Raw genomic sequence first — 25,923 nt, 5'->3', positions numbered from 1 at the left:
AAAACCAGACAAGCAGTATACCACTTATCTGGTTCGAATACTTCGAATTAACGAGTACGTGGAGCGATCTCAGTTTGAGCGAAGAAGTAGTTAACTTCACGATCAGCAGATGCTACAGAGTCAGAACCGTGAGCAGCGTTTTCGTCGATGCTTACAGCAAAGTCTGCACGGATAGTACCAGGAGCAGCTTCTTTAGGGTTAGTTGCGCCAAGGATTTCACGGTGAGCAAGAACTGCGTTTTCGCCTTCAAGAACTGAAACTACAACTGGACCAGAAGTCATGAATGCAACTAGGTCACCAAAGAAACCACGTTCTTTGTGCTCAGCGTAGAAGCCTTCAGCTTCAGCTTGAGTCAAGTGTTTCATTTTAGTTGCAACGATTTGAAGACCAGCTTTTTCGAAACGAGCAAAGATGTCGCCGATGTGGTTTTTAGCAACTGCGTCTGGTTTAACGATAGATAAAGTACGTTCAATAGCCATGAGAGGCTCCTTAAGTCAATTTGACGTGAAAAATTTGCCGCATTATACCGAATAATGCGCTATTTTCTGCTTTTGCTATACAAAAAAATTGCTTTTTTCGATGTAGGGATTAACTTGCCTCATCAATCCAGGCCATCTGAATTCCCTCAAGCAGACCTTCAGTCGACTTTTCAGGGTCATCAGTGAAATTTGGCAATGCACATACCCATGCATGTAGGTCAGTAAAGCGAATCCATTGCGGATCAACATCAGGGTGAGCTTCATACAGCTCAATTGCGATATCAATGGTATCTGTCCAGCGTAAACCCATGGGTCTTCCTAACATCGTCTATAGAATGATGGCTTACTTTAACAAATTTCAGCAATTCGACGTGATAAACCCTTTTAATTTTTTTATTACCAGATTTTGCAATTAAGATCTCCACATCAAACTATAAAACCAAACCCAAAAGAGGTGCACAGAGAATAATTGCGGCACCCACTGCAGCGCCTATTGCAGCACCGACAGCAACATCACTCGGGTAATGCAATCCTAAGATCATGCGGGATAATGCCACCAATAAGCTAAAGGGCAACATTAAGACCAACAACATGGGTTGAATATAGCCCAGCACTGTTGTTGCCATGACCGCATGTAGAGTATGCCCCGATGGAAAACTAAAATGATCTAGAGGGCGTTCACCTAAGCGAATCACTTGATGCACTTGGTACGGTCTTGGGCGCACAGTTTTCTTTTTGAGGAGTTTATAGATCGAGGTGCCGACGAAACCACCCAGTAATACATAGACGATTTGCACACTGTAGGAGATGCCCTGCACGATCCAAACCGTCACCAACATGACATACCAAAACACACCATCACCAAGTCGACTCACCATTTTAAATATGTCAGCGACAACTTGTTGATGTGAAAAATGATTGAGATAAATACAGCCTTTTAAATCGAGATGCAGCATTCTTGTTTTTGCATTTTTAAAATTCATCGCTAATCTCCTATCTACAGTCAAAGCCTGACTGTGTTGGGGGTGAGCTAGATTTGTGTTGTTATTTTTACAAGTTTAGATCTTTGTTTGACTCAGCTTAGGTTCTCTTTTTGACAGTGCAATGATGCTTTGATGACAGTTCGATGAATATTGATTTTTGAAGATGTTGAACTTTTCAATATAGCCAATAACGCTAGCTCCATTGGCTCATCATGGCTTGATCCACCACGCGATATAGCGCTTGCTCAAATTGTTGTACAGGATATTGCCATCCGATTTTAGCTGCGTCTTTTGCCGCCTCGATGCCCATTGTTTTTAATTTAGCGCGTTGCGGCAATTGCTGCATAAGCCGAATAAATTCATCGGTTCGAGATAAGTGACATAACCATCCCGTTTGCTGATTTCTCACGTGCAGTTGGGCACATGCAGCATTATATGCAATCACAGGCAATCCGCTGGCCATCGCCTCCAAAACCACATTACCAAAAGTCTCAACCTGACTTGCGAAAACAAAAACATCCGCACTAGCATAGGCTTCCGATAAAGCCTGACCACTTAAACTTCCCATAAAAATAACATCTAGTGATTTTGCCAATTGCATTAATCGCGCACGATCTGGGCCATCACCCACAATGACCAATTTCGTTCGTGCATCCATAGCCAACATCGAGCGATAGGCTGAAATTAAAACATCTACCTCTTTTTCAGGAGATAGCCGACCGACATACAGCATCACGCGGGTATGTTCATCTGCTTGCCACTGTTGTCTCAGATCTGCTCGATAATGTGAGGGAGAAAATCGACTATGGTCCACACCACGCCCCACCACCACCAATGGACAACTAAAACCTAATCGATGCAGGGCATCTGCAGTATCTTGGCTCGGGACACAGGTGAGTTGAGTATTGTTATGAAACCATCGTAAATAATGTTGTACAGGCTTCATTAAAAACGCTAAATCAAAGAAGCGACTAAAATCATGAAAGGCCGAATGAAAACCACTGGACACAGGAATCTGTAAAGAACGCGCCAGTTGAAGCATAGCAAATCCCAAAGGCCCTTCAGTGACTATATGCACAATGTCGACTTGGGCTTTTTTTAAAGCTTTACTCAGCTTGATCAATTGCGGCCAGCCAAATTGTAAACCTGAATATCTAGGAATCGACTGCGCTCGAACCAAACACTCTTGATCAGGTTTGAAATCCTGACAACTTTCGGACTGTTCAGGACGTATTAAAAATATTGAGTTGCCTTGTTGCTGCAAGCCCTTACACAGCTGTAATAAAGAATGTGCAACACCATTAATTTCTGGCGCCCACGTATCTGTAACAATGGCGATTTTTAGACCTGGACGGATTAATGTTGAGACCGTTTGCACATCCATTCGTGATTGCATATGCTTAAATTGGAACTGAAATCGCGCAGGTTCATCCTGCATACGCCCTAAATTAATAGCCGATTCTGTCATGATCTTACATGCTTCTTATAAATGTATAGTCACAGTTTAAGCAGCAGTTTTTTGCATTTTGATGATTATTTGATGACAGTTTATTGAAAAAAATTGACTAATTTCTTCTACAAAATCATGATTTATCCGTAATTTTTAATCACTTTTAAAATCGTCTGACCCGCACGAGAAGTGATTTGCATATCTGCGTTCATCCGCTCTAAATGCCCACTCATACTACGAAGCCCCACACTCAAACCGGCTTGATTGACCAAATTCACATCAAACCCCACACCATTGTCTTCTACTTCCATTATCAATGCCGAGTTTTCATAATAAATCCGAATCTGCACCACGGTCGCATGACTATGCTTCACAATATTGGTTAATGCTTCTTCGGCTACACGCTGTAGGGTTAAACATTCCATTGGAGTAACATCCACTTCCCATTTTGCAGGAACTGACCATTTAGCGTGTATATCGAGCTAATCAAATAACTGATTAAAACGGTGCCTAAAGGGTGCCATCCATAACAATGGGGTTTCAGGCAGTTTGGTGCCTAAACTTGAACCGCTATCAATGATATGTCGTAAATCATCTCTTAAAATTTTCAACATCGATAAAAATTGCGAATTGGTCAGATCTTTGGAACTCTGCTCAACCGATGCCATTGAACGAACCAAGGAGCCACCTAAGCCATCATGTAGCTCATGTGCAATTTGAATACGCTCTTGCAAGCGGGTATTTTCCATTTCTAACTGATAATGATTTTGTAGGGTATGCGTCAACTCTTCCTTTACTTGAGTGACCGTTGTTGCCAACGTTTGATTAAACTTTTCAATTCGTCTCACACTTTTAGTCAAGCGTAGTGCAAAAATAATCGCCACACCCAAGGTTGTTATCGGGGAAGCATATGCCGAAATCAAATCCCCTTCATTCATCATTAAGCGCCAACCGTCATGGGCACCAATTGGGACATAAATCAACAACATAATCCCTGCCAGCAACTTGGCTTCAACTTGTCCTGATTTATAAGCAATCCACGAAAATGTCAGGCAATTCAGCATATAGCAAGCATAGCCCACCATAAAACTCAAATCTAAGACAGGTTGTACCAAAGACTGTGGTGTAAAAAAAATCAAGCAACCCAATACAAAAACAGTCATCCCCATGACTTTTTCAAGACGTGGAAATTTTCGTCCTGCAAAACGCCAAGGATAGAGACAAGTCGCTGTCGTAAAACAAAGAAAGATAAAGATATGCAAACGATAGAAATCTAGCGTTGATAGCCCCCAAAGCGTCTCGGTAGCTAAAAGTTGCCCAACGTATAGCACCCAAAGAAAACTGGTTATGGCATACCAACCAAAAGCGTTCTCTTCGCGTCGAAACAGCCAAACCAGCCCCGCAATGATCCCCAAGATAAACTCAAAAATAGTGGTGTAGCTATGCAAGCCTCGCATAGCCAACCAATGTTTTTCATACACTTTGGTATTATCGTGATAGCGGTTTAAACTAACCTCACCAAGCCCTGGATTCAGTGCATTGACGCCCACCACTCGTATCAGCACTTCATTCTGACCTTGCTTTAGGCTGTTGGGTGGAATTACCCATTGCCGAGGCATATTCCAACTTCGTGACAAAGGCTCTTGTAATGAATCATCCTGCCAAAACAGCTGACCATTCAAATACACTTGCCCTGCCATATTGATGTAACTCACCATCAAAGAAAGCGGATCTGAGCCTGCATCTTGACACGTGTATTGCCATTTCAAGCGATACCAAGCTGTGCCAGAATAATTATCCCAACGATCTTTCCAACGATCTGGTAACTTTTCTATCGTTTGCCAATGCTCATGCCCGGTCAATTCTCCGCTTGGCATCTGCGCCTGAGCGACTTCTTGACTGACTAATTTTGACTGACATGATTGGGCAATAGCTTGTGGACTTAGCCCAATTGCACCAAATACAAGACAAAGAACGGTAAATTTCAGCTTTAAAGGTTTAATTAGAGAAATGAGGACATTTAAAAATGTCAGACGTGTTTGAACGCAATACGCCAAGCACATCGAACCTTTTTTCCGACATGCGCAACTTGGAGCATTTGAATGATAGCGATTCAATACTGACCTTCCCCGTTAGCCGAAATAAAATGGCTAAAATAAAAACAAGATCACATATTAAACCTATGAACTCTAATAAGAAAAACTTTTTCTGAATTATTTATTCTTAACGCTATATCGATATTTTAACATCTCGAATACTCAAGACATTCACATCCAACTTTATATTTGCAACAGAGAATGGAGCTACTTAGATTGAAGCTAGAGACTCACATTAATATCTATACTCAAGCTTCAATCTAGCGACATGAACTTAGCACTCTGCATATAATCACCTTAACCATGAAATAAAATCACTCGCTAAGCCTCTCAAAACACCATATTTACAAAGACTGTATCGCGGTAGATTCCTGCAGGTGTCGTTGCATTCACTCGCTCCACCAAACGCACAGCAATCACATAGTTATTTTTGCCAGCGCCTTGCTCTGTAGAAACATTCCACAGATTTTCCATCGCACCTGAAACAGTCATTCGTGTTTTGAGCTTAATCGGGCCATTCGTCACAAAACTACTGCCCGAAGTATCCTGCAAATTACGGCTATTAAAGCGTATGCGGTATTTACCGGAACAATCGACACTAAATGAACTCGCCGCTTGACTATTATAGTAATTCGCCAAGCGCATATTGGTTTCACTGATTCGTCCCATTTCACAACGATTCGGTGCAGCAAATGTTATTGAACTAAATAACGCTGCTGAGATGAGTAAAATACTTTTCATTGGAAATACTCCTTTATTTACACTGCAATGTAATTAATTCAGGAGTTTGGTTTTCTACCTTTTTCGGCACTGTTAATGCTGTTTGGCAAGATCGACCACCACTGGTCCTCACCGTCAACTTGTAGTAGCCTTCAACCAAACCATATAACATTACCGTGCCATCTGAACCCACTGGATAAACATCAGCTTCTGGGGTATCAATTGCAACTTCACTTCCTGCAACAAATTGATGACCTTGTTCATCCAATATTTTGACCAATATTTGTTGTGTATCAAATACTGAAAAATTAATGTTATAACCACGCTGTCTTAATGCGACTAAACGATGTGCAGCATTTGGAACTTTGCTTTCGATCGGTAATTGATTTTCATCAAATGAAATATCGTAATTAATATAAGGAACGATATCGTGTACAAAGGCATAGCCTTTTTTATTGGTTTTCGCGACTGGAGACATTGAACGCATGACATCAATATCTTCACGACCACCAACATTCACTAAAGCAAAGGCATTATCGACAAAACTGGTCAATGCGTATTGACCACCCAACCACACCATAGCGCCACGGTAGCCAACCTGTGTTGTTGAATCATTTTCACTATAGAGATGACTTAAGGTTAAATCACCAACATCAGTGGACAAACCACCATAGGCATTTAATACCGTTTCATCATTACGATAATCCACACCGAGCGCATAATTTGCACCATATTCACCGAATGCATTTTGAATGAAACGGACACCGCCGGATTTATTGGTACCCGCATCAGCCTGAATACGCTTACCACCACCAAAATTATAAGAAAATGTAATAAAGGCACCTGAGTCATCGCTATCTCCAAATTCTTGGAAATAGTTGGCGGTATACATTAAATTCGGTGTAATTTCGCGACTCACACCCACAGTGAGCATTTTGCGATCCTCTAACTCAAATAAAGGATCATTAGATTCATACTGGGTTTGTTCGATATAGTTCAGATTTAAATTTTGAAAGAATGGAAAATTAGCAAAACTCAAATACGCCATATTTTCAAATTTTGGAAAAATATGATTATCTTCATAACCTAACGCCCGATAATCATTTGTAGCGTAGCGTGAACTCACACCAAAATTAAGTTTCCCGAAATTACGACTGATAGCCAAACCTGCAGAATAGCCATCGTCATTATCGGTTTTACTGCCTAAAAAAATACTGTCTAAAACAAACCATCGATTGACCGCTTGCGTCCATAGCAGTCCTGCATTTTTTACTTTGTCACTATAGGTAGCACTTGCACCCAACGTGGTACGACTGGTGACACCTCTACGCCAATAGGCTGAACTGAAAAAATCGCGATAATCGCTATTTTCTTCGTCATAACTGAAGCGTAGTTTCCCTAATGATATGTTGTAATCATTTAAATTTTCTTTGAGCAATTTACTGCTAATTAACACCGGAAAACTTCGAACAGTGGTATTCCCCAATACATCTTGTACAACCATTTGCGCTGTACCAGCACTTTCAATATTGGCACCTGTTTGTAGGTTATAATCTCCAGGTGAAATCTTTTTCTGATAAATATTTACGCCATCAATATATAAATCAACAGTCGAAGGTAAAACTGCACTACCTTTTAGACTTGGAATATTCCAATACACAAAATCTGGACGTGACGTATAGTCTGTACCAAAACTCAAACCACCAAATCGCACACCATGAATTAATGCGCTATAGGCAGAGGTCGTATCACCAATAATCAGCTTGGTCGCATTTTTGGAGAAATCAAACTCAAGACTACTATTTAACCTTACAAATTTTTCTTCACGATAATCATCCCCTTTATTATTTCGATAAAAGGCATTATTTCTTAAAATCCAATTGTCTTTAAACACCCCAAGTTCAGGCAGTACACCAAAATTATTATGTTGAGTGTTATTTTCAAAGTGCATTTCATAATTGAGAAATGCACCAAAATTTGCAGGCATCGGCTGACTGATTAAGGCATCCGTTTCTAGCCCAAAGAAATATTTTGATGGAAGATTAATTTTGATAGCTTGCAATTGAGGATCAAATCCAGAATGAATATCTTGATCCGTTACCAAACAAAATGAATTTTTAGTTGCATGTCGTTTCAGAATTTCTACTTTAATTTGCAGCTTATCAAGATCTGCGCACTCTATATAAAACTTGTTATTTTCAGTCAGTAATAATACTTCGCTCTTGCGGTCTACTTCGTTTACCCAAATACTGGTTGGAAATAAATCATCAGGCATATCAACAGCTTCTGCATGAGCAGAATTAGCACATAAAATACAATATAGAAGCAATGTAATTCTATTCATAGCCACTACTCAACTAAATTAAACTCCAAAGGAGTGTCACCTTTATCTGTTTCCACAACGACTTTATAATTACTAGCGCCTTGTAAAGAAACACTCCCGATGTCGTATTGGTTTTTACCTAATGCCAATAAATATTTCATATCGGAAGATTCAGCGACTGTTTTCTTGCTTTTATCGATGACATAAAGTTTTTGGATTTGAATGTGTGATTTTGCTAAATTTTCAACCTGAATAATGGTGCGACCATTCGATTTTTTAGCAATAAATTTCAAATAAGCGGGTTCTTGTTTGCCGACAAAAAATGGCACATTAATACTTAATAACAGTGCAATTTTCGATTCAGAGTTCGTCACTTGTGGTAGCTCAGTATAAAGAATACGCCATGCTTCTTCTTGTTGTAGATTCATACTTTCCACAGATTGAGTAAATCCCACACGAACCATTTGTTTTGAATTTGGTTTTAAAATAAAGTTTTTCGGATTGATAATAATATTGGATTCAGGTGAAAGAACATCTTCGCCTGCAGCATTTTGAGTCCATTTAAATGCTTGAGCCTCAAAAATACGTGGTGTCTCATCATCCCCTTTCGACTCCAAAGTAAATGTCGCACTGCGTTGTTTAGATTTATCGGTTAAATATAACTGCACAGGGCTAATTGAAATTCCTGCAAATATTTGAGGACTCAATAAGCAAGTTATTAAACTAAATGAAACGACTTTGAATAAACTTTTCATATACCCACCCCAGTACATTTAAATATTATTATCAATTCAAAATAAAAAGAAGTTGACCCTAACTGTGTAGAATCAACTCCCGAAATTTGGATTAGTAAGCTACTTTGATATATAAAGTATCTTTGTATGTACCAGCACGTTGAGTACCTGAAATTGTATTTTTTGGAGCTACAGATACAGCAAAGTTATCAACGCTCATACCAGTTACAGGTGTAGAACCGATTGGATAATTCACACCACCTTTTGAAGTCGTGATTTTTGTAAATACTTTGTCACTAGTGGTTTCATGTTTTACAAAAGTATCTGCACTTGAACCCGCGTTTAGCGTAGATAGATTTAATGTATATGGAGTGTTCGTTGTAACTGTAAAGCCACTAGCACCCCTATAACTGTCTTCAACGAGTTTGATGTCTTTACCTACCAAAAGCTCACATGCTTTAAGAATCTGTAACTCGATGTCGATTTCGCCTTCACACGGCGCACCGCCACATTGTTTAGATTCTTTTTTACCACCAGCGATTGCAGATGTTGCTGGAAGTGCTACGAACAATGTTGCAGATAGTACTGCGGTTAAAATTTTAGATGTAGACATTTCACTTCTCCATTCTCATATGAGATTTATTAGTATGTGCATCAAAGGATATTTGTTAAGAAAAACTAATTAATCTTACTTTCCCTAGGTGCTGATTCATTCTTAATCATGTGGAGAAAAAAAGAACCTAATGTGGAATATTCACACGAATATTAATGTAATATTATTTTTTACGAATATTTAAATTATGTGGCTGTAATATATTAAATATTTTTAATTTTTATATTTTTATTTAATTTTTCTCTTTATCCCAAATTTTGGGGATTTTTTTCATATCCCTATTTTTTGGTATAACATATCTTATTGTTTTTATTAAATTTAGTAACATTAAAAATAATATAGGCTGTTACATATTTCACCAAATATTTGTGAAATAGTTCAAAATAATTTTCAAACAAACCAATACTACGTGAATATTCAACTATATTAATAGTAAAGACCGATTAAATTTAAATTTTAAATAGAATCTCGAATGTATAATCACCACTTTCAGGTATGTCTTTTGAAACGCAATACAAGAATTACGTCACCAAATACTGAGCCTTTGTATTAAATTACAGGTTTTGAAACACGTCTTAGTTTCCAATGTTAAGCTTTTGTAAATCATATTTTCTTTCTTTAAATTTCAGATTTTTGTTTTTCAATTTTTTAGAATCTCATTTATTACATGAATTATCACGCATATTGAAATTCAGCTCCTCTCTTTCAACGCACTTTTTACTTTGATTTTTTATTCAAAATACTGAATACCTCTTTTAAAACTGCCTACATTCTTCTTTAGAAAATTCTATAAATAAAAAAAGCCCCAAGTTATGGGGCTTTTTAAAAAATTTAACTTACTCACTGACTGGATAAAGCAATCCTTGATCGACTCGAAAGATTTGACCTGATCCAAAATCAATCTGCTGCAACTCTCCTTTTAATTTTGGGAAGCCTGCAATTTTTTCCAATTGTGGTGAGCGCTGAAAATTCTTCGTTTTAGGGTTGTACATCCAATAAATAAATTGCTTATCTTCTATTTTTCGACCATCAGATGTATCCGAAAGTACAACATCATAGTATCCATCAAAGTTTACATCTAAGAATCCGATACTATTCCCAAAAGCATTAAAGCCTTGTAATGACTGTAGAACTTTGCCATTTGATTTATTAATCACATCTACGCGCTTTAGAGACTTCCCATAAGGCTGGTCTGCAGATTGCACCCCATAAAACTTAAACAGCAGGATAGGTTTATCTGCAGCTTTAAACGCAGGCTCAAACTGTAGATAACTTGTAGATGGTGGTACCGTTTGTTCCGTCAGTTCAGCTTTAAAGTAGCCTGTATTGGCATTCAATGTTCCTGCCAATCGATAAGCTGTTACCGCATTTTGTTCAGTCCCAACATTGACTGAATTCAGATCGAGAAAATCTGCTTTTTGAGTCCCTTTAAAGTTAATTTGTTTTGGTTCTTGTAGATCAGTTAAAGTCCCATGCGGATTCCATATACCAGCATACAAATCTAAGAAATAGCGTCCTTCAGTCGAGCGAAGCATCCGCTGCATGGATATGCGAACATCAGGTAAAGGCTTTAACTCAGGCAGTGTTATATCTGCCTCTTGTGCAAAACTCACCACTGGTAGACAAAGAGCGAGTAAAAGAGAGATTTTTGATATTTTCATTGCAATTACACACTCCATGCAGCATGAATAATGCCTACTCTATCACAACCTAAATTCAACACAGATGACACAAATATAGGAGTTTTGAAACTATCTATGACTCAAACCATTAGATTAAATTGGTGCCGCTTTTAAAGCCCATGTTTCCAATCTTTGGCATCCCCATTAAAAACATCTTTTTTGACTGAGAAATAAAATTTTGTTCTTTTATTGCTCTACAACTTTTTTTACTTGAATACAAGGAAGAAAAAGTACTGCTTTGAATGAAGCCCAAAAAGCAAATCACTGTTGTGGACGCAAAGAGGCCACGTACTGCCTTTTATCCTTTCTAGGTACTTAGCAAATTTAAATACCACTCAAATGAGTGGGCTTTCACATTCAAATCAATTGATTGGAGAAATTAGTTTTTCTCTTTATCAACGGTTTTACTTGCCTTTATGCTGATTTCAGTAAGGCATAAAAAAGCCCCTGTTAAAAACAGGGGGCTTTTTGACTTAGAAATCAAAACTTAGTTCTTTTCTTTGTCTACGATTTTGTTCGCTTGAATCCAAGGTATGAGCAAACTCAGAACACTGTTCTGAGTGAAGCGCAAGGAATAAAAGCACTGCTTACATCATTTGAGGCACGCAGCCTTGATACCGTCTTTTGTAAGGCATAAAAAAGCCCCTGTTAAAAACAAGGGCTTTTTGACTTAGATATCAGAACTTAGTTCTTTTCTTTGTCTACGATTTTGTTCGCTTGGATCCAAGGCATCATCGCACGTAACTTGTTACCAGTTACTTCGATACCATGCGCCGCGTTTTGACGACGACGAGCAGTCATAGAAGGATAGTTCAACGCACCTTCTTGGATGAACATCTTCGCGTATTCGCCAGATTGAATACGTTTAAGTGCATTACGCATTGCTTCACGAGACTGTTCGTTGATTACTTCAACACCAGTTACGTATTCGCCATATTCAGCATTGTTTGATACCGAGTAGTTCATGTCCGCGATACCGCCTTCGAACATTAAGTCAACGATCAATTTAAGTTCGTGTAGACATTCGAAGTAAGCCATTTCTGGTGCATAACCAGCTTCAACCAAAGTTTCGAAGCCCATTTTAACCAATTCAACAGCACCACCACAAAGAACTGCTTGCTCACCGAAAAGGTCAGTTTCAGTTTCTTCACGGAATGAAGTTTCGATAATACCAGTACGGCCGCCACCAACACCTGAAGCGTAAGAAAGCGCAACGTTACGTGCATTACCAGAAGCATCTTGGTGAACAGCAATAAGATCAGGTACACCTGAACCACGTTGGAATTCTGAACGTACAGTATGACCAGGTGCTTTTGGAGCAACCATGATTACGTCAAGGTCAGCACGTGGAACAACTTGGTTATAAAGAACAGAGAAACCATGAGCAAATGCTAGTGTTGCACCTTGCTTGATGTTTGGCTCAATTACGTCACGGTAAAGTTGTGATTGGAACTCATCTGGAGTCAAAATCATAACTAAGTCAGCTTGAGCTACAGCAGCAGGAACTTCTGAAACTTTAAGACCAGCATTTTCAGCTTTTTTCCAAGAAGTAGAACCAGCGCGTAGACCTACAGTTACGTCAACGCCTGAATCTTTAAGGTTAAGCGCATGAGCATGGCCTTGTGAACCATAACCAATGATTGCTACTTTTTTGCCTTGGATGATAGATAAGTCTGTGTCTTTATCGTAAAAAATTTGCATTGCTGTCTCCGCTAAAATGCTTTTGTTTCCTTTAACTTGATACCGTGATTCCGTTTGATTATTCACGTTTCAAGTACCTCACCCATAGGAGTGAGGTGAATATATAAAATTAGATAGTTAAAACTTTTTCGCCACGTGCGATACCTGAAACACCTGAACGTACAACTTCTAGAATTGTATTTTCAGCTAAGGCATCAATAAAACCATCAATCTTTTCAGTTGTACCTGCGATTTGAATGGTATATGTCGTTGGCGTTACGTCTACGATTTGTCCACGGAAAATATCCGCAGTACGTTTAATTTCTGCGCGTGCTGAACCGAGTGCTTTGACTTTAATTAACATTAATTCACGTTCAATGTGAGCACCTTCAGACAAATCAACAACTTTTACAACTTCTACAAGCTTGTTGAGTTGCTTAGTGATTTGTTCAATTTTGTGCTCATCACCATACGTGGTTAAAGTCAAACGCGAAAGCGTCGGATCTTCTGTTGGCGCTACGTTTAATGTCTCAATGTTATAACCACGCTGAGAGAATAAACCTACCAAACGTGAAAGCGCACCTGCTTCGTTTTCTACAAGTACAGAGATAATATGTCTCATTGTGTGCGCTCTCCTTTGCCTAACCACATATCTTTCATTGACTGGCCAGCAACCAACATTGGATATACATGCTCTGAACGGTCAACCATCACGTTAATAAACACGCACTTGTCATTGATCGCCATTGCTTCAGCAAGCTTCGATTCGAGTTCATCTGCATGATCAATTTGAATACCTACATGCCCATACGCTTCCATTAATTTAGGGAAGTCAGGAAGTGACTCAACATAAGAACTTGAGTGACGACCTTCGTAGTTCATGTCTTGCCATTGCTTAACCATACCTAATGCACGGTTATTCAAGCATAGAATTTTTACATTCAAGCCATATTGCTTACATGTAGAAAGTTCTTGGATACACATCTGAATCGATGCTTCACCAGTAATACACACTACTTGTTGATCTGGGAAGGCAAGTTTTGCTGCCATAGCATATGGCAAACCTACACCCATGGTTCCTAGACCACCTGAGTTGATCCATTGACGTGGACGTGTGTATTTATAGTAAAGCGCACCAAACATTTGGTGTTGACCAACGTCTGAAGTAATGATGGCTTGGCTATTGGTAATTTTATCCAACGCTTCAACAACTTGCTGTGGCTTCATTGAACCATCAGTTGGTTTATCATAGTTCAAACCATGAACTTGACGCCATTCATTGATTTGTTTCCACCAAGCCGCGATATCTTCTGGATTTGGTTTAGACACATTCAATTGCTTTAATTGAGCCAACATTTCAGTCAATACAGGCTCTACTGCACCCACAATTGGGATGTGCGCCATAATTGTTTTTGAAATCGTTGCTGGGTCAATATCAATATGAATGACTTTTGCATTTGGACAGAATTTCGCTGGATTATTGGTTACACGGTCATCGAAGCGCGCGCCTACACACAGAATCACATCTGCATTGTGCATCGTCATATTGGCTTCGTAAGTACCATGCATACCCAACATACCGATGAACTGTTCATCATTGCCCGGATACGCACCAAGACCCATTAAGGTACTGGTTACTGGATAACCCAATAAATGTGCAAGTTCTGTCAACTGTGCAGAAGCGTTGCCTTGAACCACACCACCGCCTGAATAAATAATTGGGCGTTTAGCATGAATCAATTCATCAATTGCTTTACGAATTTGACCTGAGTGACCACGATGCGGCGGTTGATACGAACGCATTTTCACTTTTTCAGGATATTCGTAAGCAAATTTCTCTGCAGGATTCGTCGCATCTTTTGGAATATCAACGACAACAGGACCCGGACGGCCACTTGAAGCGATATAAAATGCCTTCTTAATAATCGAAGGGATTTCGCTTGCATGACGTACTTGGAAGCTGTGTTTTACGATTGGACGCGAAATACCAACCATATCCGTTTCTTGGAACGCATCCTCACCGATAAGATGGCTTGCAACCTGACCTGACAAAATCACCATTGGGATTGAGTCCATATAGGCAGTTGCAATTGGAGTTACGGTATTTGTTGCACCCGGACCAGATGTCACCAGTACGACACCTGTTTTACCTGTGACACGTGAGTAAGCATCAGCCATATGACCAGCAGCTTGCTCGTGGCGCACTAGGTAATGATTGATTTTTTCTTGTTGAAATAGCGCATCATAAATATGCAGTACTGCGCCGCCTGGGTATCCAAAAACATGTTCAACGCCTTCGTCCGCTAAAGCGCGAACAAGCATTTCACCACCAGATAAAAGTTCCAACGTGATTCACCCTAATCTTTTTTCACGCACAAATGGAGGGCATTTGTCGTGGTTAATTCATTAACTGTGTGCTCTGTTATAGCACACAAATTTCATAGTTTTCATAGCAATAAGAAAAAAATCTGACCTGCTTGCTGTTTGAGCAATATGGGGTCTAAAACATGTTGGGATAAACATATTTTGTTGGCTTTGTTCAACCTCTCGGCTAGAGAAGAAGTCCATTGCTAAAATGCACTCATTCGAAGGGTGATCGATCTAAGGCATATAAAACTAAAGACAGCATTTTTGTAGTTTCAACCATTAAAGTCAAGTTTAAAAATGGGCTTTTTTCTGATTACTTACAGACCGTTTGTTTTTTAAGCACACTCCCGTTCTTTGCATTCTTTGTAGTTTGTTTATTTATAACCAGTTAGCATGTATTTAATAAAATACTTTTATAAATCTAATAAATAAATTAAATGAATTGCTGTGGGTTTTTAATTCAATTGCCTCACTTTCAACTTAAGGCATGGATTAAATGATAAAAACACAATATTTTGATTGCTTATTAATTCCACAATTCATCATTCACAAAGTTATTCATCCCACACGATGCCCCTTTTATCCTTTGTGCTAAAAAATGCATAGATTCTGCTGTCAAAAAAGCGCAAAATTTTCAGCATAATTTTGCATGATCACTCTAACTTTGGGACTGAATTTATGATGAAGACGACGATTGCTCGCACTGCCTGTATTTTATCTAGCATGGCATTTTGCCTGACCAGTTTGGACCTTTCAGCGAAAGAATATTACAAGTGGGTGGATGCAAAAGGTTCAACGCATTACACCACCACGCCACCGCCAAAAAATGCGCAGCGTAAAGGTAAAGTGAATACCTATGGTGCAACAACGACTACGCAATCAACTCCAGCAAAAAACCAAGAAGAGGTTTCACGTGAAGCCGAACAGTCGAATGAACAAAATGAGCAACTAGCGGAACAACAACGCGAAGCCAATGCAGCGCTCCGCCAAGGTCAAGCCGTAGCCTCCGCACCACAATAATTTACGCCAAAGCCTTCAATTTTGACTTAAATTATTTACATCTAGGCAGCATCGCAAAATTCACTCTAGGCGTATTTTGCGCTATGCTGTAGCACAAACTTTTTAACCGTTATTTCTATTTACGTTTATGACTACTCATATTGACCCTGAATATCAAGCCAGTGCGATTGAACCTACAGTCCAACAAGACTGGGAAAATCGCAAAGCCTTCAAAGTTGCCGACCAAGTAGAAGGACCACGTCGTTATATCCTCTCTATGTTCCCTTATCCAAGTGGCAAACTGCATATGGGTCATGTGCGTAACTATACAATTGGTGACGTGATCAGCCGTTTCCACCGCTTACAAGGTGAAACTGTGCTACAACCAATGGGTTGGGATGCTTTCGGTCTACCTGCTGAAAATGCTGCAATTGCCCATCAAGTCGCTCCTGCAAAATGGACTTTTGAAAACATTGATTACATGCGTAATCAGCTTAAAAAGTTAGGTCTTTCTGTAGATTGGGATCGTGAATTTGCAACTTGCACACCTGAATATTACCGTTGGGAACAATGGTTATTCGTTCAGCTTTATAAAAAAGGTTTAATTTACCGTAAGCTTTCAACAGTGAACTGGGACCCTGTAGACCAAACTGTTTTAGCAAACGAACAAGTTGAAAATGGTCGTGGCTGGCGTTCAGGTGCATTGGTTGAGAAACGTGATATTCCAATGTACTACTTCCGCATCACTGACTATGCGCAAGAATTACTTGACGATTTAGAAACATTAAAAGACGGCTGGCCACAGCAAGTTTTAACCATGCAACGTAACTGGATTGGTCGCTCACAGGGTATGGAAATCACCTTCCCTTCAGCGAATCCAGACGTTTATGCAGATGGTTTAACTGTATTTACCACTCGTGCTGACACACTCATGGGTGTGACTTATGTTGCAGTTGCAGCAGAACACCCAATGGCGTTAAAAGCTGCTGAAACAAACCCTGAACTTGCTGCATTTATTGAAGAATGCCGTATGGGTTCTGTTGCAGAAGCCGATCTTGCGACGGCTGAAAAGAAAGGCATGGCAACTGGTCTTTCTGTGAAGCACCCAGTTACAGGTGAAGAAGTTCCTGTTTGGATCGCGAACTACGTCTTGATGTCTTACGGTTCAGGTGCGGTGATGGCAGTGCCTTCACACGATGAACGTGACTTCGAGTTTGCCAACAAATATGGCTTAACCATCAAGCAAGTGATTGATGCCAAAGGTGCAGACGATGCAGACTTTGACGCAACAACTTGGCAGGAATGGTACGGTTCTAAAGAAGGCAAACTGGTGAATTCAGGCGAATTTGATGGTTTAGATTTACAAGGTGCATATGATGCATTCCTTGCAAAATTAGAACCGACTGAACTTGCCAACTCGAAAGTTCAATTCCGTTTACGTGACTGGGGTGTTTCTCGTCAGCGTTATTGGGGTTGTCCAATTCCAATGATCAACTGTGAAAAATGTGGTCAGGTTCCAGTACCCGAAGAACAACTTCCTGTTGTATTGCCAACGGACGTGGTTCCAGATGGTTCAGGCAATCCACTAAACAAAATGCCTGAATTCTATGAAACCACTTGCCCATGCTGTGGTGGCGATGCTCGTCGTGAAACAGATACTTTAGATACTTTCGTAGAATCATCTTGGTACTATGCACGTTATGCATCTCCAGATTTCACTGACGGTATGGTGAAACCTGAAGCGGGTCAAACTTGGTTACCTGTGAACCAATACATCGGTGGTGTTGAACACGCGATTCTGCATTTACTTTATGCACGTTTCTTCCATAAATTAATGCGTGATGAAGGTGTGGTACAAGGCAACGAACCATTCACTAACCTTTTAACTCAAGGTATGGTTCTTGCAGATACTTACTACCGTGAATCTGAGTCAGGTAAGAAAACATGGTTTAACCCTGCCGACATCGACTTAGAACGTGATGAAAAAGGCCGTATCATTTCTGCGAAATATCAAGGTGATGGTCAAGACGTCGTGGTTGGCGGTCAAGAAAAAATGTCGAAATCGAAAAACAACGGTATCGACCCGCAAGCGATTATTGATCAATACGGCGCAGATACTGCACGTGTATTTATGATGTTCGCTGCTCCACCAGATCAATCACTAGAATGGTCTGACGCTGGTGTTGAAGGTGCAAACCGCTTCTTAAAACGTGTATGGCGACTAGCAACTGGTTTCCTTGAACAAGGCAACTCTGCTGCAAACATCGACAAAGCGACACTATCTACCGCTGCACAAGACTTGCGTCGTAAAACACACGAAACCATTCAAAAAGTGGGTGATGACATTGCACGTCGTCACGCCTTCAACACCGCAATTGCTGCGATGATGGAACTTTTGAATGCCAACAATAAGTTTGAAGCGAAAGATGACAATGACGTTGCCGTTGCACGTGAATCAATCACAACCCTTCTAACTTTACTTGCACCGTTTGCACCACATTTAAGCCAAACTTTATTGGCTGAGTTTGGTATCGAATTAACATCAGCACGCTTCCCTGCTGTAGATGAATCTGCGCTGACTCGCAATACACAAACGATTGTGGTGCAAGTAAACGGTAAACTTCGTGGCAAATTAGAAGTATCTGTAGATGCCTCTAAAGATGACATTCTTACACAAGCAAAAGCATTACCTGAAGTTCAACAATTCTTGACAGGTCCAACCAAAAAAGAAATTGTGGTGCCGAATAAATTAGTGAATTTGGTGGTTTAATTTAATCCCCCCTAAATCCCCCTTTATAAAAGGGGGACTTCCCGCTCCCAATAAAAAATCGGGTCTCCTCCCTTTTTTAAAGGGAGGTCGGGAGGGATTAAAAAACAATTCCCAAACAAAGCCCGTTGCCAGTCAACGGGCTTTGACTTTACAATCCACACAGGATTTCAACATTATCCCTTCGGGAAACAGAGGACACTTTATGCACTTGGTTCAACGTGTTGCTGCAATTGTATTAACTATGGGCCTGAGCGCAGGCATGGTCGGTTGTGGTTTTCATTTAAAAGGCACCAACCCTGCTGCTGTACCTGTAGCCTATTCCAATATGCGATTGGCACTTCCTGAAGATACAGATGACTTACATGAAAAGTTAGCGATTTATTTAGGCTCTGCAGGCGTGCAATTGAGCAATAATCAAAATGCCTATGTCTTACATGTGTTGGATTACACTCCGCGTCGTTTAGAACTCAATGGTAAATTGGTTGAAACTTTACTGCGCTTGAACGTGACATTCCAAATTGAAGATGCCCAAGGCAACCCTGTGACTGAACCACGTACATTGATGGCAACACGTAGCTACCAATACGACGTAGCAACCGTGAACACCGATGACCAAGAAGAAAAATATTTAAAACAAGTGATTATTGATGACATTGCACAACAGATCGTGCGCCAAATTTCATCAAACCGCTTACCGAAAGCGAATCCACTAACTGCACCGACCAAAGCTGAGTAATTTTGATTTATGAAACTTGACTATCTTCAGGCATTAAAACGTGTAGATGAAGCGCAAGGTGCCTGGGTGCTGCATGGTCAAGAGCCATTACTTGAACAAAATCTCCTGGATGCATTTCGTAAGAGTTGGAACGTTCGAGAAATCGAGCGTCAACGGTATGACATTAGCTCTGCGGCCGATTGGAAAAATGTCTTTAATGCTTTAAACAGCTTGTCATTATTTTCTAGTCAACTGGCTATTGAGGCACATGGCAACATTAAACCCGATGCCAATGGGCTAAAACTGTTAAAAAGCTATTTGCAGCAAAATGAAAGCAACTTGCTGCTCGTGGTAATGCCGAAGCAAGATAGTGCGAGTTTAAAGACCAGTTTTTTCCAAACCATTGATGCCAATGGGGTCAATGTTGCACTGACTGCAAACTACCCTAAAGATCGTCAGCAAATCTTAGCCACCGAGGCGCAAAAGCTCGGCATTCAACTCGCCAATGATGCTTGGCAATGGTTAGAACAGCATCATGAGCATAACTTACTGGCTGCAAAAAATAGTTTAATGCGTGTCGCAGATACTTTTCCTGAAGCAGAGATGATTCAGATAGATCATCTGTACTCTTGCTTACAAGATCAGTCACGCTACACTACCTATGATTTAAATGATGCCATGCTGCAAGGCAATTTGGCGCAATCAATTAAAATTTTTCAATACTTAATTGCTTCAGGCGAGCCGATGTCGCTGATTTTATGGAGTATCAGTAAGGAAATGCGTTTGCTGATGCAACTGTTTGAGCAGCCACAAAATGCCTTGCAAATTGGTATTTGGAAAACCAAAGTCGGGCTGTATCAACAAGCGTTACGCCGTTTAAATGCCAACGATTTTTTGACTTGGCCTGCCCTATTACTTCGTTTAGACGCGTCAATAAAAGGTTTAGGTCATGAAAATCCTGAGCATTTGGTACAACAAGCTATTGCCAGCTTGTGTGGGCGCAGACTCTTCTAGTCTAATAAAAAGGCTGTAATAACTTGCATTCCAGTATAAAAGAATAATTATCATTACTATTTGTTCAAAAAGTTCACAATTTATCCGTATTTAAATCTTATAATTCAATCATCTTTCTAAACTTTTAACTGCCAATCATGCCAAAAATAAAACCAGCAAAATTGATCGTAGCCATCATCGTTGCTTTGGCAATCGCTGTCACTGCATGGCATTTCCTAAAACCTAAAGAAACTCAGCCGCAATATATTACTGCTGAAGTGAGTCGTGGTGACATTGAAAACTCTGTACTTGCAACAGGTGTACTTGAAGCAACCAAAATGGTGAGTGTTGGTGCACAGGTTTCTGGTCAGGTGAAAAAGATGTATGTGCAACTCGGTGATGAAGTGAAACAAGGTCAGCTGATTGCCCGAATTGACTCGGTACGTCAGGAAAATGATTTAAAAACTGCAGAAGCCAGCATCAAAAACCAACAAGCGCAATTGGCAGTTAAACAAGCAAATCTTGCAAAAGTCCAAGCTGAATATAATCGTCAACAAGCAATGTACGCTCAAGACGCGACTAGTCGTGCAGAACTTGAATCTGCGCTAGCAAGTTATAAAACTGCGCAAGCTGATATTGCAGCCATTAATGCACAAATCGAACAATCACGTTTAACTTTAGCGACTGCAAAAGAAGACTTAGGCTATACACAAATTGTTGCACCCATGGATGGCACCATCGTGGCGATTGTGACGGAAGAAGGTCAAACCGTAAACGCCAACCAAAGTGCGCCAACCATTGTGAAATTGGCAAAACTCAACACCATGACCATTAAAGCTGAAATTTCTGAAGCCGATGTCATGAAAGTCCAAGAAGGTCAAAGTGTTTATTTTACAACCTTGGGCGACAGTGAAACAAAACACTATGCTACCCTGCGCCAAGTTGAACCTGCACCAAATTCAATTAACACCGAAAGCAACAGCAATACCTCTTCGTCTTCAAGTACTGCGGTTTACTACAATGCGTTATTTGATGTCCCAAATGAAGATGGCAAATTGCGTATCGATATGACCGCTCAGGTGTATATCATTTTAGATGAAGCCAAGAATGTCTTAACGGTACCTGCCGCTGCCGTACAAACCTCAAACCGTCCACAACGTAGCCGAAATAATACGTCTACCGATGGTCAATCTGCGGATAAAAATGCCAACGCAGAAGCTAAATCGAACAAAGACCATCCAAATCGTCCTAAAGGTTTAGAACTGACTGAAGCTGAAAAGGCACTGGTCAAACAAGGTAAAGCGAGCGTTGCCATGGTGCGTGTATTACAAGCGGATGGCGCTGCGCAACCTCAACCCGTATTACTTGGCTTAAATAACCGTGTGACCGCACAAGTGATTCGTGGCTTAAAACAAGGTGATCAAGTCGTGATTGCCGACGGTTCAGACACTAGTAATGATTCTGCAAAACGCAGTAATCGCGGCGGCCCAATGAGAATGTAATGATGAGTCAAAATCAGACGCCTCTACTCGAGGTCAAGAATCTGACTCGTGAATTCCCTGCTGGTGAAAGCACAGTCCAGATTCTAAAAGGGGTTAATCTTGAGATTTACCCAGGTGAACTGGTGGCGATTGTAGGTCAGTCCGGTTCTGGTAAATCTACCCTCATGAACATTTTGGGGTGCCTTGATAAGCCAACCAATGGCAGTTACAAGGTCAAGGGGCGTGAAACCCGTGAACTTGAACCTGATGAACTGGCACAGTTACGCCGTGAATATTTCGGCTTTATTTTCCAGCGTTATCACTTACTCGGTGATTTGAATGCTGCGGGTAACGTCGAAGTTCCCGCTATCTATGCCGGTGCAGATGCAACCGAACGTAATGCACGTGCCAAGCAACTGCTGACCGACCTAGGATTGGGTGAAAAAACTCAAAACCGTCCGAGCCAACTCTCGGGTGGTCAGCAACAACGTGTGTCGATTGCCCGCGCCCTCATGAATGGTGGTGACGTTATTCTTGCCGATGAACCCACCGGTGCATTGGATAAGAATAGTGGTATTGAAGTGATGCGGATTTTACGCGAACTCAATGCCAAAGGTCATACCATTATTTTGGTCACGCACGATCATAATGTTGCAAAAAATGCGACTCGAATTATTGAAATTTCAGACGGTAACATCATTTCAGATCAGCCCAATGTGCCTGAAACAGATGATGAACCTTTAGAAAAGCAACAACTCGTTCCAAACACCCAGAAAAAAACCTCGAGTTGGCGCTCTGCCGTTGACCGTCTTGGTGAAGCATTCCGTATGGCGATCCTTGCCATGAATGCACACCGGATGCGGACCTTCCTCACCATGCTCGGGATTATTATCGGTATTGCCTCTGTGGTCTCCGTGGTGGCCTTGGGTAATGGTTCGCAAAAGCAAATTTTAGAAAATATCAGCAGCTTGGGGACCAATACCATTACGGTGTATCAAGGTCGTGGATTTGGTGATAATTCTAGATCATCGCAAGCCAAAACATTGGTTCCAGCCGATGCGACGGCCCTTGCGGAACAACCTTATGTCGATGGCGTTAGTCCTTCAGTCAATTCATCTGTTACAGCACGTTTTAAAGATACAGAAGCGTCGACCACAGTGAATGGCGTGAGTGAAGATTTCTTCTATGTCAAAGGAATGAACTTCGCTTCGGGTCAGCCTTTTGATAAAGAAAGCGTGACTGAGCAAGCGCAAGATGTGGTGATTGATAGTAATACTAAAAATACCTTCTTTGCCGATGGCACCAACCCTGTGGGTCAAGTCATTTTGTTAGGCAGTGTGCCGAGCCGTATCATTGGCGTGATCGAAGAACAAAAAAGCATGATGGGTAACTCAGATAGCCTGAATGTGTATTTGCCGTATTCAACGGTCATGAGTCGTATGTTAGGTCAGTCGAATGTACGCAGCATCATTGTCCGCGTAAAAGATGAATACCCAAGTGCTGCGGCTGAGAACGCCATATTGAACTTGTTGGTGCAACGTCATGGCGCGCAAGATGTCTTTACACAGAACTCCGATAGTATCCGTGAAACCATTCAACAAACCACTGCAACAATGACTTTATTGGTGTCTGCTATTGCGGTGATTTCATTGATTGTCGGTGGTATTGGGGTCATGAACATTATGTTGGTTTCTGTGACTGAGCGTACTCAAGAAATTGGTGTACGTATGGCCGTGGGTGCCCGTCAAAGTGACATTTTACAGCAGTTCCTGATTGAGGCGGTGTTGGTGTGTATCTTAGGCGGTGTGCTTGGGGTTTTATTATCTTTGGGTATTGGACAATTGATTAGTCATTTTGCCGGTGGAACATTCCAAATGGCCTATTCAACGACGTCTATCGTTGCTGCATTTGTCTGCTCAAGTATGATTGGTATTGTGTTTGGCTTTATTCCTGCACGTAATGCCGCACAGCTTAACCCTGTCGATGCGCTTTCTCGCGAATAAGGAAATAATGATGCAAATGACCTTAACTAAACTTGCAAGTGCCTTCATTCTCGGAAGTAGCTTAGTCGGCTGTGCCGCTGTGGTTAAAACGCCGTACGAAGCTCCTGCAACACAAATCCCGACGCAATTTCAAAATGCAAAAGCCATGAGTCAGCAAGTTCATGCAGATACTTATGCTGACCAATGGTGGACATTGTTTAATGATGCTCAATTAAACCAGTTGGTGAATCAAGTTTTAGCGGCCAATACAGACCTTGCTGTAGCAGGTATTAATTTACAGCAAGCTCGACTACAAGCAGGTTTGGCTGAAAATAAACAAGGGCCACGCGTGAGTTCAAGTGTCTCTACTGGACATAACTTTGACCTTAACTCAGGTGATGATTCCTCAAAAGGTGTATCACTCAGTGGTGGCGTCAGTTATGAAGTAGATTTATTTGGTCGTTTGGCTAGCCAGACTGAGGCCGCAAAATGGGAAGCTTTAGCAACTGAACAAGACCTGCAAGCCACTGCCCAAAGTTTGATTGCAACAACAGCAAACCTATATTGGCAACTTGGCTATTTAAATGAGCGCTACAGTATTGCGCAGCAAAATTTGGCCAGTACGCAAAAAACCTATGACTTGGTCAAGGTGCAATATAAAGCTGGAGCCGTATCAGGTTTAGATCTAACGCAAGCGGAACAATCTGTACAAAGTCAAAAAGCAACCTTAAGCCAAATTGCCCAACAAAAAGTGGAAACACGTACTGCATTGGCTGTGTTATTACATCAACCTGTGCAACAACTGAATATTTCAGAGCCGCAGCGTTTACCTCGAATTGCATTACCGACAATTGCAGCAGGTTTACCTGCCGAGTTGTTGTCTCGCCGTCCAGATTTACAAGCGAGCGAATTAAGATTACGTAAAGCTTTGGCAAATAAAGATGCAACGAAAGCGAGTTACTACCCTTCGATTAGTTTGACTGGCAGTTTAGGATCGAGCAGTACCTCTTTGAGTAACTTATTACAAAACCCTGCTTTGGCTTTGGGTGCGAGTTTGAGTTTACCTTTCTTGCAATATAACGATATGAAGAAAGACCTCGCGATTAGTGATTTGGATTATGAAAAATCTATTATTCAATATCGTCAGACCTTGTATCAGGCTTTTGCCGATGTGGAAAATGCGCTTTCTAATCGTACTGAGCTCAGTCAACAAGTTGCTTTGCAAGAGCGTAATGTACAGCTTGCAGAAAAGACTGAGCGTTTGACTGAAGTACGTTATCGAAATGGTGCAATTGCGTTGAAAAACTTGCTTGATGCACAGGAGACCACACGTAATGCTCGACTGTCTTTGGTTCAAACCAAGCAAAGTCAATACAATGCTTATGTGACTTTGATGCAGGCGTTGGGTGGCAGTCCGATTAAGCAGTTGCCTTGATTAATATAAAAAAAGCCCGAAAGGGCTTTTTATTTATCCATCATTTTAAACATCGTAAATTCAAAATTATCTTTTGCGCTGATTTCCTCTGGGCGCTCTAAATCCATTTTGTTTTTTCGTACTACATCTTCATGCCAAACGGGCAATGGTTTGATATGCAGTAAAATTCTTCGTGCAACAAAGTTACATACATCAAATGGATAAGCAAATAAAGCTGGAACCCAATTATAATGATAAATGATTCGAAATGATTTCCATGTATCTCTCCAACTTTCTTTTGCACCCACGACCTTTTGATGTGTGCTGAAAAAACAGGAGGTTTTAACTTGGTAAACTAAACACACTCATCAGGAGTTTACCATGAGCAAGAAACACAAGACTTACACCACAGAATTTAAAGCTGAAGCCATCAAATTAATTG

22 protein-coding genes are annotated in these 25,923 nt (G+C 40.7%); 7 read left to right on the top strand and 15 right to left on the bottom strand.

What is annotated here, in order from left to right; translation table 11 throughout:
- Positions 1–47: 47 nt before the first annotated feature.
- From ndk to FTU37_RS06800, 14 genes are all read right to left on the bottom strand, one after another.
- Positions 48–479, bottom strand: coding sequence for a nucleoside-diphosphate kinase (ndk, locus tag FTU37_RS06865; protein WP_078189614.1), 432 nt, complete (start codon positions 477–479; stop codon positions 48–50).
- Positions 480–588: 109 nt separating this feature from the next.
- Positions 589–789 carry a Fe-S cluster assembly protein IscX gene (iscX, locus tag FTU37_RS06860; RefSeq protein ID WP_078189615.1) on the bottom strand — a complete coding sequence of 67 codons (201 nt, stop codon included), beginning with the start codon at positions 787–789 and terminating at the stop codon, positions 589–591.
- A gap of 121 nt (positions 790–910) precedes the next feature.
- Positions 911–1,462 carry a phosphatase PAP2 family protein gene (locus FTU37_RS06855; RefSeq protein ID WP_180089874.1) on the bottom strand — a complete coding sequence of 184 codons (552 nt, stop codon included), beginning with the start codon at positions 1,460–1,462 and terminating at the stop codon, positions 911–913.
- A 193-nt stretch (positions 1,463–1,655) separates the two neighbouring features.
- Complete coding sequence (locus tag FTU37_RS06850; RefSeq protein ID WP_373686294.1) at positions 1,656–2,933, bottom strand: glycosyltransferase family 4 protein; 1,278 nt, start codon at positions 2,931–2,933, stop codon at positions 1,656–1,658.
- Between the two features lie 119 nt (positions 2,934–3,052).
- Positions 3,053–3,337, bottom strand: coding sequence for a sensor histidine kinase (locus FTU37_RS06845; protein ID WP_168378455.1), 285 nt, complete (start codon positions 3,335–3,337; stop codon positions 3,053–3,055).
- Positions 3,338–3,394: 57 nt separating this feature from the next.
- Complete coding sequence (locus FTU37_RS06840) at positions 3,395–4,969, bottom strand: 7TM diverse intracellular signaling domain-containing protein (protein ID WP_168378454.1); 1,575 nt, start codon at positions 4,967–4,969, stop codon at positions 3,395–3,397.
- Positions 4,970–5,338: 369 nt separating this feature from the next.
- Entirely contained in the window at positions 5,339–5,749 is a 411-nt protein-coding gene (locus FTU37_RS06835; RefSeq protein WP_180025983.1) for a hypothetical protein, read from the bottom strand.
- 13 nt (positions 5,750–5,762) lie between these two features.
- Positions 5,763–8,072 (bottom strand): fimbria/pilus outer membrane usher protein, encoded by a 2,310-nt coding sequence (locus tag FTU37_RS06830; protein WP_180005390.1) that lies wholly within the window; start codon positions 8,070–8,072, stop codon positions 5,763–5,765.
- Between the two features lie 5 nt (positions 8,073–8,077).
- A complete protein-coding gene (locus tag FTU37_RS06825; protein WP_180124051.1) occupies positions 8,078–8,806 on the bottom strand; it encodes a molecular chaperone in 729 nt (242 codons plus the stop codon).
- Positions 8,807–8,897: 91 nt separating this feature from the next.
- Complete coding sequence (locus FTU37_RS06820) at positions 8,898–9,398, bottom strand: hypothetical protein (protein WP_180011654.1); 501 nt, start codon at positions 9,396–9,398, stop codon at positions 8,898–8,900.
- Between the two features lie 836 nt (positions 9,399–10,234).
- Complete coding sequence (locus FTU37_RS06815) at positions 10,235–11,059, bottom strand: hypothetical protein (protein WP_257225236.1); 825 nt, start codon at positions 11,057–11,059, stop codon at positions 10,235–10,237.
- Positions 11,060–11,764: 705 nt separating this feature from the next.
- Positions 11,765–12,781 carry a ketol-acid reductoisomerase gene (ilvC, locus tag FTU37_RS06810; RefSeq protein WP_078192867.1) on the bottom strand — a complete coding sequence of 339 codons (1,017 nt, stop codon included), beginning with the start codon at positions 12,779–12,781 and terminating at the stop codon, positions 11,765–11,767.
- Positions 12,782–12,890: 109 nt separating this feature from the next.
- Positions 12,891–13,382 (bottom strand): acetolactate synthase small subunit, encoded by a 492-nt coding sequence (gene ilvN, locus FTU37_RS06805; RefSeq protein ID WP_078189625.1) that lies wholly within the window; start codon positions 13,380–13,382, stop codon positions 12,891–12,893.
- A complete protein-coding gene (locus tag FTU37_RS06800) occupies positions 13,379–15,106 on the bottom strand; it encodes an acetolactate synthase 3 large subunit (RefSeq protein ID WP_168378448.1) in 1,728 nt (575 codons plus the stop codon). Before FTU37_RS06800 ends, ilvN begins: the two co-directional genes overlap by 4 nt.
- 699 nt (positions 15,107–15,805) lie before the next feature.
- Here FTU37_RS06800 and FTU37_RS06795 point away from each other — a divergent pair.
- The 7 genes from FTU37_RS06795 to FTU37_RS06765 all read left to right on the top strand — a co-directional run bounded on the left by FTU37_RS06795 (position 15,806) and on the right by FTU37_RS06765 (position 25,502).
- Positions 15,806–16,147 carry a DUF4124 domain-containing protein gene (locus FTU37_RS06795; protein ID WP_249708160.1) on the top strand — a complete coding sequence of 114 codons (342 nt, stop codon included), beginning with the start codon at positions 15,806–15,808 and terminating at the stop codon, positions 16,145–16,147.
- A gap of 127 nt (positions 16,148–16,274) precedes the next feature.
- Positions 16,275–18,896: a leucine--tRNA ligase gene (gene leuS / locus FTU37_RS06790; protein ID WP_180124049.1), complete on the top strand. Its 2,622-nt coding sequence runs from the start codon at positions 16,275–16,277 to the stop codon at positions 18,894–18,896.
- Positions 18,897–19,098: 202 nt separating this feature from the next.
- Complete coding sequence (gene lptE, locus FTU37_RS06785) at positions 19,099–19,632, top strand: LPS assembly lipoprotein LptE (RefSeq protein WP_078192675.1); 534 nt, start codon at positions 19,099–19,101, stop codon at positions 19,630–19,632.
- A gap of 9 nt (positions 19,633–19,641) precedes the next feature.
- On the top strand, positions 19,642–20,625 hold the full coding sequence (gene holA / locus FTU37_RS06780; protein ID WP_180124048.1) for a DNA polymerase III subunit delta: 984 nt from the start codon (positions 19,642–19,644) through the stop codon (positions 20,623–20,625).
- Between the two features lie 137 nt (positions 20,626–20,762).
- Entirely contained in the window at positions 20,763–22,106 is a 1,344-nt protein-coding gene (locus FTU37_RS06775; RefSeq protein WP_180124047.1) for a MacA family efflux pump subunit, read from the top strand.
- A gap of 2 nt (positions 22,107–22,108) precedes the next feature.
- Complete coding sequence (locus FTU37_RS06770) at positions 22,109–24,088, top strand: MacB family efflux pump subunit (RefSeq protein ID WP_180124072.1); 1,980 nt, start codon at positions 22,109–22,111, stop codon at positions 24,086–24,088.
- Between the two features lie 10 nt (positions 24,089–24,098).
- A complete protein-coding gene (locus tag FTU37_RS06765; protein WP_180059701.1) occupies positions 24,099–25,502 on the top strand; it encodes an efflux transporter outer membrane subunit in 1,404 nt (467 codons plus the stop codon).
- A 29-nt stretch (positions 25,503–25,531) separates the two neighbouring features.
- Here FTU37_RS06765 and FTU37_RS06760 read toward each other — a convergent pair whose 3' ends face one another.
- A complete protein-coding gene (locus FTU37_RS06760; RefSeq protein WP_257225235.1) occupies positions 25,532–25,789 on the bottom strand; it encodes a hypothetical protein in 258 nt (85 codons plus the stop codon).
- Between the last annotated feature and the right edge of the window lie 134 nt (positions 25,790–25,923).

This window comes from Acinetobacter sp. YH12097 (assembly GCF_013419225.1).
Classification (GTDB): Bacteria; Pseudomonadota; Gammaproteobacteria; order Pseudomonadales; family Moraxellaceae; genus Acinetobacter; species Acinetobacter amyesii.
Note: the sequence above shows the minus strand (reverse complement) of the source record. Positions and strands in the feature narration are given on the sequence as shown.

Coding starts and splice junctions, on each gene's coding strand:
- FTU37_RS06845 (WP_168378455.1), bottom strand. CDS start 3,337: ATGGAATGTTTAACCCTACAGCGTGTAGCCGAAGAAGCATTAACCAAT.
- iscX (WP_078189615.1), bottom strand. CDS start 789: ATGGGTTTACGCTGGACAGATACCATTGATATCGCAATTGAGCTGTAT.
- ndk (WP_078189614.1), bottom strand. CDS start 479: ATGGCTATTGAACGTACTTTATCTATCGTTAAACCAGACGCAGTTGCT.
- ilvC (WP_078192867.1), bottom strand. CDS start 12,781: ATGCAAATTTTTTACGATAAAGACACAGACTTATCTATCATCCAAGGC.
- FTU37_RS06815 (WP_257225236.1), bottom strand. CDS start 11,059: ATGAAAATATCAAAAATCTCTCTTTTACTCGCTCTTTGTCTACCAGTG.
- FTU37_RS06770 (WP_180124072.1), top strand. CDS start 22,109: ATGAGTCAAAATCAGACGCCTCTACTCGAGGTCAAGAATCTGACTCGT.
- leuS (WP_180124049.1), top strand. CDS start 16,275: ATGACTACTCATATTGACCCTGAATATCAAGCCAGTGCGATTGAACCT.
- ilvN (WP_078189625.1), bottom strand. CDS start 13,382: ATGAGACATATTATCTCTGTACTTGTAGAAAACGAAGCAGGTGCGCTT.
- FTU37_RS06765 (WP_180059701.1), top strand. CDS start 24,099: ATGCAAATGACCTTAACTAAACTTGCAAGTGCCTTCATTCTCGGAAGT.
- FTU37_RS06855 (WP_180089874.1), bottom strand. CDS start 1,462: ATGAATTTTAAAAATGCAAAAACAAGAATGCTGCATCTCGATTTAAAA.
- holA (WP_180124048.1), top strand. CDS start 19,642: ATGAAACTTGACTATCTTCAGGCATTAAAACGTGTAGATGAAGCGCAA.
- FTU37_RS06775 (WP_180124047.1), top strand. CDS start 20,763: ATGCCAAAAATAAAACCAGCAAAATTGATCGTAGCCATCATCGTTGCT.
- lptE (WP_078192675.1), top strand. CDS start 19,099: ATGCACTTGGTTCAACGTGTTGCTGCAATTGTATTAACTATGGGCCTG.
- FTU37_RS06835 (WP_180025983.1), bottom strand. CDS start 5,749: ATGAAAAGTATTTTACTCATCTCAGCAGCGTTATTTAGTTCAATAACA.
- FTU37_RS06825 (WP_180124051.1), bottom strand. CDS start 8,806: ATGAAAAGTTTATTCAAAGTCGTTTCATTTAGTTTAATAACTTGCTTA.
- FTU37_RS06820 (WP_180011654.1), bottom strand. CDS start 9,398: ATGTCTACATCTAAAATTTTAACCGCAGTACTATCTGCAACATTGTTC.
- FTU37_RS06830 (WP_180005390.1), bottom strand. CDS start 8,072: ATGAATAGAATTACATTGCTTCTATATTGTATTTTATGTGCTAATTCT.
- FTU37_RS06795 (WP_249708160.1), top strand. CDS start 15,806: ATGATGAAGACGACGATTGCTCGCACTGCCTGTATTTTATCTAGCATG.